Origin of the sequence: Chryseobacterium sp. SSA4.19 (assembly GCF_022601875.1) — a bacterium.
Taxonomy (GTDB): Bacteria; Bacteroidota; Bacteroidia; order Flavobacteriales; family Weeksellaceae; genus Chryseobacterium.
The window spans coordinates 1-15,475 of record NZ_JAKVIP010000043.1 but is presented as its reverse complement, the minus strand read 5'-3'; the positions used below and the strand labels follow the sequence as shown (position 1 = coordinate 15,475).

At 34.3% G+C, this 15,475-nt stretch carries 15 protein-coding genes and 1 pseudogene; 8 read left to right on the top strand and 8 right to left on the bottom strand.

Features of this window, described 5'->3' with window-relative positions:
* Positions 1 to 551: 551 nt before the first annotated feature.
* On the bottom strand, positions 552 to 3,035 hold the full coding sequence (locus tag MKJ01_RS18210) for a PAS domain S-box protein (RefSeq protein WP_241615638.1): 2,484 nt from the start codon (positions 3,033 to 3,035) through the stop codon (positions 552 to 554).
* 499 nt (positions 3,036 to 3,534) lie between these two features.
* Here MKJ01_RS18210 and MKJ01_RS18205 point away from each other — a divergent pair, with 499 nt between their 5' ends.
* Positions 3,535 to 4,065, top strand: a complete 531-nt coding sequence (locus MKJ01_RS18205) for a hypothetical protein (protein ID WP_241615639.1) — start codon at positions 3,535 to 3,537, stop codon at positions 4,063 to 4,065.
* Between the two features lie 204 nt (positions 4,066 to 4,269).
* Here the strand turns inward: MKJ01_RS18205 and MKJ01_RS18200 are convergent, their stop codons facing one another.
* Positions 4,270 to 4,638, bottom strand: a complete 369-nt coding sequence (locus MKJ01_RS18200; RefSeq protein WP_241615640.1) for a DUF6876 family protein — start codon at positions 4,636 to 4,638, stop codon at positions 4,270 to 4,272.
* Positions 4,639 to 4,749: 111 nt separating this feature from the next.
* On the opposite strand from MKJ01_RS18200, the gene MKJ01_RS18195 reads away from it, so the two are divergent.
* The gene (locus MKJ01_RS18195; protein ID WP_241615641.1) at positions 4,750 to 5,205 is read left to right on the top strand and encodes a hypothetical protein; all 456 of its coding nucleotides are present in this window, start codon (positions 4,750 to 4,752) and stop codon (positions 5,203 to 5,205) included.
* Here the strand turns inward: MKJ01_RS18195 and MKJ01_RS18190 are convergent, their stop codons facing one another.
* From MKJ01_RS18190 to MKJ01_RS18165, 6 genes are all read right to left on the bottom strand, one after another.
* Positions 5,206 to 5,463: a hypothetical protein gene (locus MKJ01_RS18190; protein ID WP_241615642.1), complete on the bottom strand. Its 258-nt coding sequence runs from the start codon at positions 5,461 to 5,463 to the stop codon at positions 5,206 to 5,208.
* Positions 5,460 to 5,951: a hypothetical protein gene (locus MKJ01_RS18185; RefSeq protein ID WP_241615643.1), complete on the bottom strand. Its 492-nt coding sequence runs from the start codon at positions 5,949 to 5,951 to the stop codon at positions 5,460 to 5,462. The genes MKJ01_RS18190 and MKJ01_RS18185 overlap by 4 nt, the downstream gene beginning before the upstream one ends.
* Positions 5,920 to 6,267: a hypothetical protein gene (locus MKJ01_RS18180; RefSeq protein ID WP_241615644.1), complete on the bottom strand. Its 348-nt coding sequence runs from the start codon at positions 6,265 to 6,267 to the stop codon at positions 5,920 to 5,922. The genes MKJ01_RS18185 and MKJ01_RS18180 overlap by 32 nt, the downstream gene beginning before the upstream one ends.
* Positions 6,268 to 6,752: 485 nt before the next feature.
* Positions 6,753 to 7,127 (bottom strand): hypothetical protein, encoded by a 375-nt coding sequence (locus tag MKJ01_RS18175; protein WP_241615645.1) that lies wholly within the window; start codon positions 7,125 to 7,127, stop codon positions 6,753 to 6,755.
* Positions 7,128 to 8,099: 972 nt separating this feature from the next.
* A complete protein-coding gene (locus MKJ01_RS18170) occupies positions 8,100 to 8,702 on the bottom strand; it encodes a HEAT repeat domain-containing protein (protein ID WP_241615646.1) in 603 nt (200 codons plus the stop codon).
* 90 nt (positions 8,703 to 8,792) lie between these two features.
* Entirely contained in the window at positions 8,793 to 8,960 is a 168-nt protein-coding gene (locus tag MKJ01_RS18165; RefSeq protein ID WP_241615648.1) for a hypothetical protein, read from the bottom strand.
* 918 nt (positions 8,961 to 9,878) lie between these two features.
* Here MKJ01_RS18165 and MKJ01_RS18160 point away from each other — a divergent pair.
* The 6 genes and pseudogenes from MKJ01_RS18160 (at position 9,879) to MKJ01_RS18135 (ending at position 15,402) form a co-directional block, all read left to right on the top strand.
* On the top strand, positions 9,879 to 10,349 hold the full coding sequence (locus MKJ01_RS18160; protein WP_241615649.1) for a nuclear transport factor 2 family protein: 471 nt from the start codon (positions 9,879 to 9,881) through the stop codon (positions 10,347 to 10,349).
* A gap of 578 nt (positions 10,350 to 10,927) precedes the next feature.
* A complete protein-coding gene (locus MKJ01_RS18155) occupies positions 10,928 to 11,782 on the top strand; it encodes an AraC family transcriptional regulator (protein WP_241615650.1) in 855 nt (284 codons plus the stop codon).
* Positions 11,783 to 11,858: 76 nt separating this feature from the next.
* A complete protein-coding gene (locus MKJ01_RS18150) occupies positions 11,859 to 12,272 on the top strand; it encodes a hypothetical protein (protein ID WP_241615651.1) in 414 nt (137 codons plus the stop codon).
* A 529-nt stretch (positions 12,273 to 12,801) separates the two neighbouring features.
* Positions 12,802 to 13,296 (top strand): annotated as a pseudogene (locus tag MKJ01_RS18145) (SDR family oxidoreductase).
* Positions 13,297 to 13,747: 451 nt separating this feature from the next.
* Positions 13,748 to 14,848: a zinc-dependent alcohol dehydrogenase gene (locus MKJ01_RS18140; RefSeq protein WP_241615654.1), complete on the top strand. Its 1,101-nt coding sequence runs from the start codon at positions 13,748 to 13,750 to the stop codon at positions 14,846 to 14,848.
* 26 nt (positions 14,849 to 14,874) lie between these two features.
* Complete coding sequence (locus tag MKJ01_RS18135; RefSeq protein WP_241615656.1) at positions 14,875 to 15,402, top strand: hypothetical protein; 528 nt, start codon at positions 14,875 to 14,877, stop codon at positions 15,400 to 15,402.
* Positions 15,403 to 15,475 lie beyond the last annotated feature (73 nt).

The window sequence follows — 15,475 nt, the reverse complement described above, 5'->3', positions numbered from 1 at the left end:
TACCTGGAAGAACCTGCACTTTTTAGCATTTTCTTTAAGGCTAATCAAAAAATTAAAAGTTTAAACAACTTCATTATAATCTGTGGAAGAATATATTTTCCAAATAACTAAACAGACTCTAAATAAAGTTAGTTATTTCTGTTTGAATATAACCATAATCGATTCGGAAGCTATGCCGTTTCCTGTTTCAGAATCATTTACTTTTTGAGCACCAGCTAAATGTGATTTTTAACTCTTTAGGTTCCCTTTGCTGATAAAAGATAGTGAACAATTGCATCACTCAATAATTTTCTCACCCATATTTATATCCAGATTCATAACCTTGAATTAATATCTTATGTATGAGTTCCTCTACGTCACTGTATAAAAGCTGTAGCAAATTAAACATTTTTTTAATGCAGATAAGAATCTTAAATTATTATTTTAAAGATAGCTATAAGAAATAATTTTGTTTATCAATAGTACAAGAAGGAGAGATGGATCATTTAAAAAGTAATCATAACAGAAAATAAATAAAATACTTATTTAAATCTTCATTAGTCTGGCCGAGCTTAAGCAGGTAGTGTAAACCAGAACGTGCTCCCAACCCCTGGAGTACTTTCAACGCCAATCTGACCGCCATGACGCTCAATGATGTCCGCACTGATATATAACCCTAAGCCAAGTCCTGAAACCTGTATGCCTTTCGGATCGACCCGGAAATAACGATCAAATAAATGAGGCAGCTTATCCTCCGGAATGCCTGGGCCTGTGTCCCTGACCGAAAGCTTTACTGAATCATCAGTTTGTTCAATGGTTATGAATATTTCCCTGCTTACAGGTGCATATTTCATTGCATTGGTTATAAAATTTGTAACTACCTGTTCGATCCGGTGTTCATCTGCCACGATTTCAATATTTTTATCTCCTTTCACGATCAGTTCGTGGGTACCAAGTTGCATGAGATGTAAACAGCTTTCATCTACAATATGTGCCAGGCTGAATTTCTTTTTATTCAGCACCACCTTACCTTCATTAATCTTTGTTACGTTCAGCAGCTCATCTACCAGTACGGAAATCTTTTCCATACTTTTATTGCACTGCTCAATTAGCTTGGGCAGGAAAGCGGTTGGACTTGTCTTCATCCGTTCCAGAAGTTGTAATGAAGCCTTCAGACTGGTGAGCGGTGTTTTAAGTTCATGGCTGGCAATCGATATGAAATCATCTTTCTGCTGCTGAAGTTGTTTAAAAGCGGTAATATCTGTTACTGTACCAAGCAACTTTTTTAGGTTTCCCTTGCTGTCATAATGAACATTCCCTTGTACGCGAATCCATTTTGTGGAGTTGTCTGAGAGCAAAATACGCGTTTCATAAAAAAGCCTGCCCGTTTTTTTTGCAATACTATGAGCTTCATCTCTGAGATGAGCGTCCAAAGGATGATATGTGGCAAGTACCTGTACCCTTGTAGCCGGGCTGGTAAATCCAAAGATCTCATCAAACCGTCTTGAGCCGATCAATGACTGATCTGCATAATTGAGTTCATAGGTGCCAATCTCTGCCGCTTCAATAGCAAGGCGGTTACGCTCCTCGGCATCCTCGATCTGTCTTCTTGCTATTATTTTATCCGTTACATCGTTGACTACTACCATGACCGATGTTACTTTACCTTGTAAGTCGGTTACAGGCTCATAAACAAAATCAATAAATACCGTTTCGTCTACTCCGTGCCGGTTCAGTATAAGTTCGTTATCTCTTGCATGGAAGGCCACACCGGTATTAATAACCTCCTGCATTACCGGTGCATATACTTTAGAAGCTTCGGCCACACCATCCCAGATGAAGCGATTATCTAATTGTTCCCGATTTTTACCTACCAATTCTAAGTAACTGTCATTGACTGCAATCACGATCAGATCCTCAGCCCGGATTACACATATAGCAATCGGAGCCTGTTCAATCAGGTTGCGGAACCTTGCTTCACTGAGCAGTAATTCATCATTGGATTCTGCAAGTTCTTCATTGGTTACTGCAAGTTCTTCGTTGAGAGCAGCTAATTCTTCATTAGATGCAGCGAGATCTTCATTCATATCCTGCAGCAATTGTTCGTCCGTTTTTCTTTGGGTGATATCGATGCATGAGCTTATATAACCTACAAAATTTCCGTCTGAAAGAAATCTTGGCGTACCTTTTTTGAGCAGCCAATGATAAGATTCGCCAGACCCGAACAACCGAATTTCAGCACTGTAAGAAGCTGTTTTATTAAATGCCTGCTGATGGATATCAAGAAATTTTTCTCTGTCATCGGGATGAATCAAATCATACCATCCTATACTGTTCAGCTGTTCAGTTGTTCTCCCTGTAAGCTCTGACCATGCCTGGTTAAAATAAATGCGCTGTCCGTTCTCGTCGCTTACCGCGACCAATACGTCTGTATTATCAGCCATGGATCTAAAGCGTTCCTCACTTTCGATAAATGCCCTGACACGCTCTTGTACCATGGATTCAAGTTCCAAATTCATGCGTGAGAGTTGTTCTCTGCTTTCTAGGAGTTCTTCATTTGTGGCATTGAGTTCTTCATTCGTTGCTGCAAGTTCTTCATTCAGTGATTGTTCACGAATAAGCAATTCCTTATTCAGGGTTGCTTCCCGCAGTTCACGCCTGTTCAGGTAACGTTCAGTAACATCGGTTGCCGTATGCAGTACAGCCATCACAGTACCGTTTATATTTCTGATGGCACGATATTCAAAATCAAAGTAATAAGTGTCTAAAACCCCATTCACCAATATTTCTGCGGGTGTATCATTTCCGGAAATGGTAATTCCTTCACGCCACACTTTTGCAAACATTTCTAAAAAAGGCTGGCCGGATAATTCGGGCATTGCTTCTACGAGACCTTTTCCGATAACTTCGGGTCCACGTCCCCATATGCTTAACATCGCCTGATTTGCAAATTCGATCCTTGCATTTTCTCCTACATGCACAGCAGTAGCGGTATTTATAAAAGAATGGACATAATTTAACTCTTCAAAATTTAACGGCGTCACAGAATCTGTCATTGTTGGATAAAATTTCAGTTTGCTAAAATAAAGAAAATGGACAGGATATCGGATACCACAATAAGAACTCTGTCTAAAATAATCCATAGAATCAATACATCCTATTAATCTCTAAATAATAAGGCATAAAAAATAACAGTGACTGATATAAATTTTTTCTTTTTCAATCTCAACTAACTAAAATGTTTTAATGTCTCAAAATAAGAAAATATATACCACATTTTGTTTTTAAAAAAATGCATACTTAAATTAGAGTTATATGTAATTTTAACTATTTATTTTACACTTAAACTATCTATAAATGTGATGATTATAAATAAGTAAGAATTTAATGTTTTTTTAATAAAAATTTTAAATAATAAATCCATTTATATGGTGAAAAAAAAATAAATTCGCAGAGGTATACTTAGTGATTATATGATAGGAAATATGATCACATTTAACAAAACTTATCTATATCCAATATATTAAAAATTGGACGAAGTGAAATAATAAAACTATGAACTATTCAAAATTGAGTCAAAGGCAGACTCTTTTTCTATATGCCTTTTTGAGACAAATCGACCGCTCACTTGACAAGAGCAGATGGACTTCCATCACAGAATTAAAGACCTATTATAAAGATAGGATATCTCCTGAACAGATTATCCATTATCTGCAGACCCATTTCACTATTGTAAAAGAAAATTCATACGAGACTGTTAATTCTTCAAATTTGACCTTTAAAGATAAATTCAGAATGTTTTTTCAGCGAAATTATCTTACTGCGGAAGAACTTACCCATTTATATGATCTTTTATTGGCCTTTGACCAATATTTGAAGTCTGATTTGCCATATAGTACAGAAATAGAAATATTAAGAATCGATATTGCAAGGTTCTATTCAAAAGTGCTGGCTTCGAGGATTTCGGGCAGAAATTTGAAAAAACTGATGTTTACGGAACATTATGAGCAAAACAGGCTTGTTAAACCTTTTGAGTTAAAAAAACTGGTTCCAAAAAATTTTTATGAATCCAAAATGATTAATTAACTTTCAAGTTGATAGATTAACTCAGAATCCCTGGAAATATTATTGAGGAGTGATTATATAAATGGCCGCCTTCTACCACGTAATGTGTTTCTGATTGTCAGTTTTGAACTATATAATTTCTATTTAAATTATAATAATATTTATATCAGATATTTATTTTTTATAAGTACCCACATTATATTTTCCATTGAAATAATACGTATATCAGTATAGGTTTTTTTCAATAGGCAGGTATATTAAGTTGTCTTTTTTTATTATTTTAAGATAGTCAAAATAAAATTCGAACTTAGGATTTTTAATCATAAATAAATTGGCTCCATTTTCATCAGAACAGGTTAAATCAAAAGTATCTCCTTCAACCCTTGCTAATTCCCAGATTTGAATTCCTGTATTAGGCAGCAATGATTGATTCTCTACGATGACATCTAATATCCAGAAGCAATCCTCTTCGGTTGCAAGGTCGCAAATACCTAAAGTTATATTAACGGAGTTTTTATACAAATGGAGTTCCTCCGGAAATTTATATATGTCATAAAGGTCGTTAGCTGAGTTTTTAATTGGTTTTTTTTTCATTAATTGCATTCCTTTAAATTTAATATCTATTTATTGTGTAACCATGGTTATGTTAAATTTGTTTTTTATCTTTGACAAATATAGACAATATTTAGACTATAATAATACAAAATGGACAAAATACAGACCATAAAAGATAGAATTTTATTATTTCTTGAAAAAAAGAAAATTAAAAAAGAGGCTTTTTATAAAGTGACCGGCCTGTCTGCGTCTAATTTTAAAGGTATTGCTCTAAAAAGCGATCTGGGGGTCGAAAAGGTTGCTAAGATCATAACTGTATATCCTGAGCTACTGATGCCGGAAAATTTGAACTGGCTTATAACAGGTAAAGGCGCTTTGAGGATGGCTTTAAAAGAAGAAGACCAGCAAACTGCTGATCTTTTAGTTAATGGAAGTAGTAATGAAAAGATTGGAGATTTACTTGCTAATTTGTATGCTCAATATAATGCACAGGATAAGGGATTACTATTCGTACAAAATCAGATATCCAGATTAGAAAAGAAAATTGACAAACAAAATAAGCATCTTGAAGAAATACTCTCTTTAATGAAAAGTGTACCTAAATAATTAATTTTTATTAATTATTATCTTTTCATGACCGCCGATATAGGTTTTTGTGGGCTTTGTTAAAATAAGGTAGCCCAGATCATTGGTAAACAGTTCTAAATCCTGCATGGTATCAATAAACCCATTATTGATTTCTTTTTTCACCAGATACATTTTGTTTAGGTAATCATCTTCTGATATAACCATATTGGTATAGTCTTCCCATAATTTATCAGAAAGTGCAACAAGTATCTTCAACCGTTCTCTGTAACTACTCATTTTTCTTTTCGTTTAAATAGTATTGAAGAAAACCGATCCAGTGTACTGTTATTGAATTTATTAAGTACATTTAGTTTGCTGTAATAGCGTTCTAATTTAAAAACCAGAATAACAATTACGATAAGCAGACATACTATCGCAACATCAGCGATAGCAGATACTTGGTTCTGATTGTAAAAAATAAATTTTATATAGGTAACCAAATGAAAATACCCTGATATTAAAGCAGCATAAAATGTATATTTATTAGCTCTGAAAAGTCCTCCTAAAGCTAATAATAAGATACATGACGGAATCGAGAGGAAATAAATTGCTGAATCTAGATCAAGTCGTCTTTCTCCTGCATTATTATCCAGTTGCACACTTACGTCCATAAAATTACCAACTATATTATTTAAAAAAGGTAATATAGCTGAAATCACAACAAACGCAGATACAACAACCTCTATAATTAATTTATTTCGGGCGATCCGGTTTTGTTGGATCAATTGTTTCTGGCTCTGTTCCTGATCCGGGACTGATTGGTGTGCCGGCTGTAGTGGTGGTTTCATTGATAATTTCTTTGTTATATAAGGAATCCTGTTCTGTTCTTGATGTTTGTGAAGTATTTGTTTTAAGGTTACCTGTTTCCCGATTAAAGAGATTTGTCGTAACAGAACTACTGTCTTCTTTCACAATCTTTGAACTCTTTTTATCAATGTCAGAATTCTGATCAGCTGAATTAGGATATTCATCAAATCCATCCGAACATGCTGTCAGAATTGATAATAAAGAAATTCCTAATAATAATTGCTTTGCTTTCATAATATAGTGTTAATACTGAATATAAATTTTATACCTACATAACGTAGGCTGTGAAAGTTAAAATTTATTTGACAAAAATACATTTTAAATCACTAAATATTGATCTTGAAAGAAAAAATATTTTCTAACCATAATCAGGAAAATAAAATATATACGAAATAAGTTTCATCCATGTATATAGAAACTAAAACTTATAGTATGTACAAGACAAATTCCAGATTTCAGTTAAAATAAAAATTCATACTTCTTCCAATTACTTTTGCAAAAATACAAATTACTTATAATTAATTGCTTATTAAGTATATAAATATAATAATTAAACTGATCTTTCCTATACTGAACCTATCTGCATTTCGTTCGTTTATAATGCTAACACTCAGTAATGCTCAGGAATTGGAAATAAAAAATCGGCTTATCTTAGCTTCTGAAAGAGAAATAATATTGTAATTTAAAATAAATTAATGCTGACGAAAAAACTATTCATTTTAGTGGGAATACGTTTTTTCCTTCATGAGTATTTTGTATCGGTCGTATTGTTCTTTTCCCATTTTTTTACAAATAAAACTTTGCTCGTCCATTATTCTTAACTTTCTGAGATAACGGTTAAATGACAATGCTTTTTTACAAGCTTCAAAACCCTTTGCCTGCATGGTATTCTTAAGTTCGTCATCTGTCATCTCTTCTAGCCAATCTTGATAGACTTCTGATGTAGCATCCAGCTGCATGGAATAATATAAATAAACTGAGTTTTTAAATGAAAAAGCTAAAGAGTGATATTCTTTATCTTCCTCCGAAGCATTTTTTAGAAAAATTTCCTGATGAATATTGTAGCTTTCTACAGGGTGTTTAACTTTGATCATGTTATTAAGTTTAAAAGCTTGTGATTAGCAATAACAATTTATCCAGATGATAAAACTTCATCTGGAATGGTATTGGTTAAATCGCGAAGAATATTTTCTTCGTCTAATAATTATAAATGAATAATTGTGATTGGGTAAAACCTATAAATAGGGTTGTTTAATCAAAATGGCTGCTATTTGCCTGTTAATTGTTTATGATTCTTTCTTGTCTTCAGGCTATTTTGATAAATAGAGATCAGAACTTACCTATATAATGATAGGTTCAGATCTGTCTTAATTTTTGTTGTGTTTTATCGAATAATTTTTTTTCATCATTATGTTTGTTTTTCTGCGATAAATATATAAACATTTCCGGTCAAAAAAAATAATTAAGTATAGAAATATTTCTACTTTTATTTCTAAATATAGTGATTTATATTAACTGTTTACTGTTTATTACCAATGCTTTACAAATCAATATTTTATTTTTATTATATATCAATGAACTGTGATTTATTTAATATATTAATGTTTTTGGTGGTAAAATTTGTGTTTTGCCTGATAAGTGGTATTTAGAAATAATATTTAAACTAGATGTTAGTCTGATACATAATCTTTAAAAAGTCTTCCTGTAATTGTTTAATTGTGATATACTTGAAGATCATTTTTTTTCATCAGCAAGTAAAGCGGATCTGTTAATTATGACTACTTGTTTTGGTCTGAATGAAAAATGAATATTACAGAAAAGAATTCTGGCATCTTATCAAGGCAGATGGAAAATAATAAATGTTATATTTCGTATAAACTTACATAATTCTGTTAAAAAATATTGGGATGAATCATCACATTCTGCGCAAATTTTCATGGTAAATTTAGCTGTAACCATGGCTCTGAAGATTTAATGTGCATTTAATTATTTGTAAATAGATTTTATACAATTAATTTGAAAAAAATGGAGTGAAAAATATTATCCGGATAGCAAAAATCACTTCTCTATTTTCCATGGGCAAGTTTATAAGTAAAAAGACTCTTTTTATCTTCCAGGTTCCAGGTTGATAACTCTTCAGCCACTTCTTCAGGATATTTTTTACTGATATCACGAAGGGCATTTCCTACGGATCTCCGTAAATATTCGCTGTCGTTTGAATGGAATGCACTGATTAATGTAATGGCTTCTTTCGGGTGATTTTTAAAATAAGGCCTTCCTGTCCAGATCCGAAGCCCTTCAATCACGGCTCTTATAACATTAGGATTTGGATGGGAAAGCCACTCTTTTATTTTAGGGAGACTTTGTTCATAACCTATATTGCTGCAATAATAATCAAAGGCCTTCGCGAGCATTTCCTGAACGCGCCAGTTAGAATCTTCAGCAACACGTGCTTCAAGAAGTTGCAGGGCATGAGCATTTGATGTTGAAAGATGTCCCAAAATATAGGTAGCCAGCATCCTGACCTGGTAACTGTTGTCGTTCAGAAATTCAGTGGCAATCTGAAAATGATTTTGATTTCTATCCTCTAAAATTTGATTCCCGGCTTCAATAATATGTTTAAATCCATGTTCGATTTGTTTTATGTGATCGGTTATTTGCTTTATCATTGTCAATAAATTTTAAAGTTTCAATTTAATGATTCAAACCGGATTTATTAAACAGCAGATCTCATTTAAGCCAATCATTTTAAATATTTTTTAATGTAGAAATTCAGCATTGCTCTCTTGTAAGGCATCTTGTTTACCGAATTGTTCGTTGATTTCCTGCTGATTTGTAGTACCGAATGTAGAAGACTGATTAGTTTTATAGCCCTGTTCGCTCAGATTCTTTTCAATATCATTCTTATGGAAAGCACCTATGACCATTAATATTGTGTCTGAAGAAGAATGATTCTCAATTATGTTCTCAATTCTTTTGGATGGTAGAAATGTCCTGTAAATAAACAAACGTCTGGGAAGGTCAAATGCTGTTTTTTCGGGATGTGATACATAACATAACTCAATACATTGGATGTAATTATAACTCTTAGCGAAATAAAGGTCATCCTCACAGCATTCTTTTCTGTAAAGGTGGTAAAGCCCAAAATTCCCTCTTTTTGCTTCACAATCAGGAATGTCAGGGTCTTTTACATCAAAACATAGCTTGGTATCTGTCTCAGAAGGAATCCGGTTGATCGGATAAAGCTGAATATTATTTTAGCATAAGAACCACGGTATATTGCTGTTCGCAGGTAAATTCATAAAAGTCGTTTCGCAAAATTCTTCTGGAGCGCATTCAATACAGATAGCTAATAAATGCCCTTATGGTTGTTAATTAGTTGTGTTGAGTGCCCGACACCTAAAAAACGACATTAGGCTTCTGAACGAAAAACAACATGGTAGTGGAATAAATGAAATAAGGAAGAACAAATTTCTGACCATTTTAAAACTAGATTTATAATGATATTTCAAATGTATTAAAATATTATAAATCATCTTAGAGTTCACTAATAAAGTTCTCTCTTAAGCTTCTCGCAATTGGTATCTGATGCTTACCGTGATGGAAGATGTATTATTCTTTCTCATTTATCTATATTGTACTTTTATATAAAAAGGATATTTTGATTCTCAAAATTTGTTGAACTTTCTTTAATTTCACTCATTACTTACCTTTTATAGTACCTATCAATTAGCTTCTCATATACAGGAATGTTTTTAATCTTCTATTTTTGTCATATAATTTGAAAAGAAATGACAGAACAAATTTTAATGGGAAATCCAACCATCATGAAAATTTTTAATTAAATGTTAAAAATATTTAGCAGTATTACATTAATCATCATGATGGTTTGCATCATGTATTCACAGAAAATAAATCACCAATTAAACATACAGATTACAATGAATAATGCAGCATTATTACACGAAGCCAATGAATTCGTAAAACAGGGAAAGTATGAAAATTTTCTAGCCTACTGTAAAGAAGATACCAGATGGGTTTTTATCGGAGAACGCGTCCTGAGCGGCAAAGAAGAATTAAGAGCATATATGAAAGAAGTCTACTGGGAACCGCCAGTATTCACTGTCGACAGAACAATTGAGGAGGGTGATTTTGTAACCGTAACTGGTGAAATAAGGTTGACAAGCAAGATTGGAAAATATAACTATTATGATTACTGTGATGTTTGGCGTTTTAATAATGGAAAAATTGCTGAATTAAAAGCATATGTGATCGAAAAGAAAATCTCGACTGAAAAATCTCAAAATCAGGATTGATGACAGACTGAAAAGTATATTTAAAAGTTTCTTTAGTCGGCGTAAGACCTTTTAAACAGCAAACACATGAGAGGCTGTCCTGCTGGGACAGCCTCTTTTTATAGGAAGCAATTACCTTCTTATAATTCGTATGAAAACGTAACCTGGTTTTGTACACAGATTATCTCAGAAATGATTGTCTATATTCAAAAATATTCTAAGCTCAATGAAAATTTGGTTATTGTACTGTTGAACTTTAATTTTGCGGTCGCTGTCAGTACTCTGTCTTTGTTTCTTAAAGCAATACTGTGACAAACAATAATTTCAATATCAGATATTCTATAAGTTATTTCGGGATGTCCTTCTTTTAGTAATGTATCGGATTTGTTTTTTATGTTTTGATTAGGCTGCCACTTTCTATATTCTGGTTGTTTCCAAGATGAGATCATAGACAAAACTAGCAGGAGATCTAAGTTTCCATTATTAAACATTATCTCTTTAATAAAGCAATACAAATCTTATCTTCAATCAAAACTTCTAATGTATTTTCTTATATTAGTCAACATGTAAAGATTCATTATAAATAGCACTCTCAATAGATGCCTAAACATAATTCGATTCCTATCAGAGGATTAGCCGATACATTTAACTTCGGTGTTGTTATCAGCAGATTATCTGAACTAAAGGAACTTAGACCTGAAGAGACGGAACAATCGCACCGCCATAATTTTCATAGCTTTTTATTTGTAGAAAATGGCTCCGTTGACCTTGAAATTGATTTTGAAAGGTACCAGCTTAAACCACAACATATCTTATACATACATCCCAATCAAATTCACCGCACGATTCATTTTAATGATGCACAACTTTATTTTTTTGGTATTATCTCGGAGAATATTGCATCTGAACAATTAACTTTGTTAGAGCAGATTGTACCGGTCAAACCCATTACAATAAACAGTGAAGATTTCGTTATTATGACAGAAGCCTTGTCATTATGTTCATTGCTATTTGAAAGAAAGCAGGATAAGATGTCTCCATTTTTAATGACACATAGCAGCAATGTTATAGTTACCTTGGTTATATCGCGCTATATGAGACAGGCCGCTTATGTTACTAACCATACGAGATTTGGTGTCATTTCCAAGGCATTTTCATTATTGCTGGAAAAGCAGTTTATCACACATAAACGTCCAGCGTATTATGCCGGGCAACTAAATATTTCCGTTGTTTACATGAACGAATGCGTAAAAAATATAACCGGATTTTCAGTGACAAACCAGATTCATCAACGTATTATTTTGGAAGCTAAACGATTGCTTTACTATTCAAATAAATCCGTCAAAGAAATAGCAGAGCAATTAGGTTATGTTGACCATGCTTATTTTTCACGGCTTTTTACCAAAATTGCTGGAATGACTCCATTGACTTTTAAAAACATAAACCGAGATTAGTGCAATACTTACCATTTTCATTCTATTGTTTGATCATAATTCAAGAAGTAGCTTTGTCATATAAAAGATTATACCAATGAATTTTATAAATGACAAAGATTTCCCTATTGTATTCGTCAATATTGAACACAATAAATATAAAGAGCATAGCCACAATGATGATTTCAAAGATTTTGAAAAACTGGTTAGCCGGCAGGAAAAATTTATCCTTATCAACGAGGGTGGTACGCCAGATACTGATTTTAAGCACAGCAGGGAAGAAATAAAAATGGTAAATAATTTCCTGAGAACGAACAGGGCTAAGCTTAAAGAGTTTGCTGTGGCGATGATACAGGTGGAGCCTTCTTCATTGAAACGGTTGGCTTATAAACCGTTCCAAAATATTTTTGAAAAATTTTGGGGTATGAAATTATTGATAGTTTCTAACCTCCCGGAAGCAATTCAAATGGCAAATAACCTATTGACAAAAGCAGAGCAAACTTCTAAATGATAGCTGCGGCGAAATGTAATAGCATTTTAAGAAAAAAACAATTCTATTCAATTATAGCATAATAATAGATTAATTATTCTAAATCATGTAAAAGTGGCACATTCACATAAGCATTCACTAAAAATTGGAATAATGCTTGTTTTTTGGCTTAACCTTATATAGAAATTATAGGTGGAATATTGACTGATTCAATGGCGATCATATCAGATGGATTTCATGAGTTTATGGATCCGCCTGCTACAGGCTCTGCTGTGGTACTGGAGAAAATTCCGGAAAGAAGGCGATATATTTACTTCAATCCTCACATTAATGGAAAATACAAAATACAGCATCTAACTGTTCAGCTTGAAACTACAGCGGAAAACTGCAAACTAGTTGCTTGCTGATGACGAAAAGACCAACTAACAAATGAGAGTCGTCCTGAAATAACTTGTGGATAATTAAGCAATGTTGATATTAAATCCGGAGGAGTACTTTCTTCGGATTTTTTATCTTCTGCTTCAGCTGTTTGCAAATTAAAATCGAATTGATGCTTTTGGGTTATAAAATAAAGCTTACTTCAACAAATTGTCAGTGCTCATTACAGGACAGGGTATTGGCGATTAATCTGACAGGCCCTTTCAAGGCGTCCCGTGCTGCCATAAAAATAATGGAAAATCAGGAAAATGGCGGTGTTATTGTCAACAATGCATCAGTAGGCGGACTTTTTGGTACCAGAGGAGGTACCGCTTATGTAGCTTCAAAACATGGTCTTGTTGGGCTTACTAAAATATTGCAGCAACGTATGGAAGTTTGGGAAAAGTTCGCTGCAATGCTATTGCTCCGGCGGTGTCAATACCAATATTACCAAAACCATTACAGAGTCGAGTGAGAGATGGGATATAAAGCTTTATTAAATACTGGTGAAGGCCGAGTTGGTGAGCCGGAGGAAATTGCAGCAGTAGCTCTATTTCTTGTTTCTGATGATTCTTCATTTGTGAACGGAGCAATCATAAAGGCAGGTGGTGGTTGGACTGCGGGATAATTTACATTTATCTTCTTTGATCAATAAAGAATAAATGGTGAGTATTAAATGTATTTTTAGAAAAGAAAGATCTCTTTTCCTTTGAAGAGTCAGTCTCAAAACTAAATGATGTGGATTGAGAATCGACTGTACGGAAATCATTCTCCGACAGGAGGTCGAAAGAAATCATAAAAAAAGACCGTTTTCACTAGTTGTGAGACGGACTCTTCTTTAAAATTAAACCCTAAAAGGTTGATACCATATTTATTTCAATTATCACATACTCTTTCAAAATCTGATCATTACAGTGTGGCATTTCGATAAAATGTTTATATACCACGCCAGTTTATAAAATCATAAATTATGTTATGGCGGTCTCTATTTTGCTTTACGTATCCCATCACCAACAAAATATACATATATGTTAGCAATGAATTTCCGCGGACCTTTCCGCGTGCGCGCAGACCGTAGCATGCCCGAGCCGCAAATAGAACATCCGGAAGACGCCATTGTCCGGGTATTGAGATCCTGCATTTGCGGATCAGATCTGCATCTTTATCATGGGCTTGTTCCTGATACACGTACAGGTACTACATTTGGCCATGAGTTTATTGGAGAAGTCGTTGAAATCGGTTCCTCTGTACAAAAACTGAAAGTAGGCGATAAGGTTATGGTACCATTTAATATTTCCTGCGGTAAATGTGCCTTTTGCAGGCAGGAACTTTATGGCAATTGCCACGAATCTAATCCCATGGCTACAGCAGTAGGCGGTATTTTTGGTTATTCCCACACAGCAGGAGGTTATCAGGGTGGACAGGCAGAATATGCCCGAGTACCTTACGCAGATGTAGGTCCAACCGTCATTCCTGACTGGATGGATCCCGATGATGCAGTACTTCTTACCGATGTGGTTCCAACAGGCTATCAGGCAGCAGAAATGGCAGGAATTCAAAAAGGCGATACGGTAGTGGTTTTTGGTGCGGGGCCTATCGGTATTATGGCGGCCAAAAGTGCGTGGCTTTTTGGAGCAGGAAGAGTTATCGTAATCGACCACCTCGAATATAGACTTGATTTTGTAGCAAAATATGCACAATGTGAAGCGTATAATTTTAATAGTATAGGTGACCCTGTGGTCTTTATAAAAACACAAACTGACTCTCTGGGGGCAGATGTCTGTATAGATGCTGTGGGTTGTGAGGCGAAAGGAAATCTAACAAATACAGTTCTGGGAACAAAACTGCTTTTACAGGGTGGTTCCACCACAGCTCTTCACTGGGCCATTAATTCTGTGAAGAAGGGTGGAATTGTTTCTATTGTAGGCGTTTATGGTCCTACGGATGCTTTAGTACCGATAGGAAATGTAGTTAATAAAGGAATTACAATCCGCGCTAATCAGGCAGCAGTGAAACGCCATTTGCCTAAGCTCATTGAACATGTAAAAAATGGAATTCTCGATCCTAAACAAATCATCACTCACCGCATTCCACTGGAAGAAGTAGCTGACGCCTACCATATATTTTCCCGGAAACTCGATGGGTGTATAAAGACAATACTTATTCCACCAACTGCCTAGTAGATTTAACTAAAAAAAATTACGATATGCTTACAGACGAAACAAAACCCTCTGATTTTAAAAAAAGTGAAGAGGCAGATTACAGTCATATAAAAGGATGGGGAATCGATGCCGATCCTGAAAATGATCCTGTTTATCCCATGAAAAAACGTACCAATGAAGAACATGGAGGTTATGGCTGGGAAAGACCGGAGCAGCAACCTGAAAACGTTGAAATTTTGAAATCCGTAGAGCGCCCCAATTTAACTGCTGCTTTCGGAACTACATCACCGCCAGAAGGTCTCAACGGAGAAATCAGGAAATTTGCTTTTAAATATAGTGAATCCAGCTATGGAAGATGGATTCCGCTTGTGCTGGCAGACCGTGTAGGCGCATTGGAAGGAATTATTGATGACCTAAAAAAAGGACATCTGCCCAATATTTTTGCCGAGCGCGGCTGGGGAGCTGAGTGGAAGTATAATAGAAAAAATTTTATACTGAAGATTGCTGCTGCAGTGGCGGTAACAGGTATTGCAATAACCTTAATAACGTCGAAGAAAAAGAAAAACAGTTAATGAAGTTGTTTAAACTTATTTATAAAAAAAAGTTCCGAGAAAATTAGCAATTTTGGATTGCAATTTAAAAGAC

Excerpts from the sequence above, each read along its gene's own strand:
- MKJ01_RS18210 (WP_241615638.1), bottom strand. The coding sequence starts at position 3,035 with ATGACAGATTCTGTGACGCCGTTAAATTTTGAAGAGTTAAATTATGTC.
- MKJ01_RS18205 (WP_241615639.1), top strand. The coding sequence starts at position 3,535 with ATGAACTATTCAAAATTGAGTCAAAGGCAGACTCTTTTTCTATATGCC.
- MKJ01_RS18200 (WP_241615640.1), bottom strand. The coding sequence starts at position 4,638 with ATGAAAAAAAAACCAATTAAAAACTCAGCTAACGACCTTTATGACATA.
- MKJ01_RS18195 (WP_241615641.1), top strand. The coding sequence starts at position 4,750 with ATGGACAAAATACAGACCATAAAAGATAGAATTTTATTATTTCTTGAA.
- MKJ01_RS18190 (WP_241615642.1), bottom strand. The coding sequence starts at position 5,463 with ATGAGTAGTTACAGAGAACGGTTGAAGATACTTGTTGCACTTTCTGAT.
- MKJ01_RS18180 (WP_241615644.1), bottom strand. The coding sequence starts at position 6,267 with ATGAAAGCAAAGCAATTATTATTAGGAATTTCTTTATTATCAATTCTG.
- MKJ01_RS18175 (WP_241615645.1), bottom strand. The coding sequence starts at position 7,127 with ATGATCAAAGTTAAACACCCTGTAGAAAGCTACAATATTCATCAGGAA.
- MKJ01_RS18170 (WP_241615646.1), bottom strand. The coding sequence starts at position 8,702 with ATGATAAAGCAAATAACCGATCACATAAAACAAATCGAACATGGATTT.
- MKJ01_RS18165 (WP_241615648.1), bottom strand. The coding sequence starts at position 8,960 with ATGGTCATAGGTGCTTTCCATAAGAATGATATTGAAAAGAATCTGAGC.
- MKJ01_RS18160 (WP_241615649.1), top strand. The coding sequence starts at position 9,879 with ATGTTAAAAATATTTAGCAGTATTACATTAATCATCATGATGGTTTGC.
- MKJ01_RS18155 (WP_241615650.1), top strand. The coding sequence starts at position 10,928 with ATGCCTAAACATAATTCGATTCCTATCAGAGGATTAGCCGATACATTT.
- MKJ01_RS18150 (WP_241615651.1), top strand. The coding sequence starts at position 11,859 with ATGAATTTTATAAATGACAAAGATTTCCCTATTGTATTCGTCAATATT.
- MKJ01_RS18140 (WP_241615654.1), top strand. The coding sequence starts at position 13,748 with ATGCCCGAGCCGCAAATAGAACATCCGGAAGACGCCATTGTCCGGGTA.
- MKJ01_RS18135 (WP_241615656.1), top strand. The coding sequence starts at position 14,875 with ATGCTTACAGACGAAACAAAACCCTCTGATTTTAAAAAAAGTGAAGAG.